This is a genomic window from Pseudomonas sp. EA_5y_Pfl2_R50, from assembly GCF_963970475.1.
GTDB lineage: Bacteria > Pseudomonadota > Gammaproteobacteria > Pseudomonadales > Pseudomonadaceae > Aquipseudomonas.
Genome location: NZ_CAXAPT010000066.1, coordinates 1 through 641, shown reverse-complemented (window position 1 = coordinate 641; position 641 = coordinate 1). Strand labels below are relative to the sequence as shown.

Below are 641 nucleotides of genomic sequence, written 5' to 3'. Positions count from 1 at the left end.
CGCCTTCACCCATCTGCGCACCGGCATACCGTGCGGCGACCGGATCGGCCTGCTCAACGTCCTGCTCGCCGAGGGATTGAACCTGGGCCTGCGCAAGATGGCCGAGGCGTCCAACACCCATGATTACTGGCAACTGTCCCGTCTCGCACGCTGGCATGTCGAAAGCGCGGCGATCGACCAGGCGCTGGCCAACGTGGTCGCCGCGCAAGGCGCGCTGCCGATGGCGCGGGTCTGGGGAATGGGCACCACTGCCTCGGCCGATGGCCAGTTCTACCCCGCCGCGCGGCAGGGCGAGGCGATGAACACGGTCAATGCCCGCTACGGCAACGACCCCGGCATCAAGGCTTATACTCACGTCAACGACCGCTTCGCGCCGTTCGCATCGCGGACCATCCCCGCAACCGTCAGCGAGGCACCCTATCTGCTCGACGGGCTGACGATGAACGAGGCCGGGCGACGGATCGAGGAGCAGTACGCCGACACCGGCGGGTTCACCGTTATGTGGACAGCTTGGCGACGCGGCAGGTTGCCTGTGCTACCATCGCGCAGCTGCCATTTCCGTGAAGGAGGCGGGCCATGTTTGTGGTCAAGCATAGCCGCTCGGGCGGCCCTCTGGTCGAGCTTGTCGACGGAGTCGGCGC

The 641-nt window shown here is 66.8% G+C and carries 1 protein-coding gene; it reads left to right on the top strand.

What is annotated here, in order from left to right:
* Positions 1 to 641, top strand: a 641-nt coding sequence (locus tag AACY19_RS26725; RefSeq protein ID WP_339454488.1) for a Tn3 family transposase, incomplete at both ends; no start/stop codon positions are given.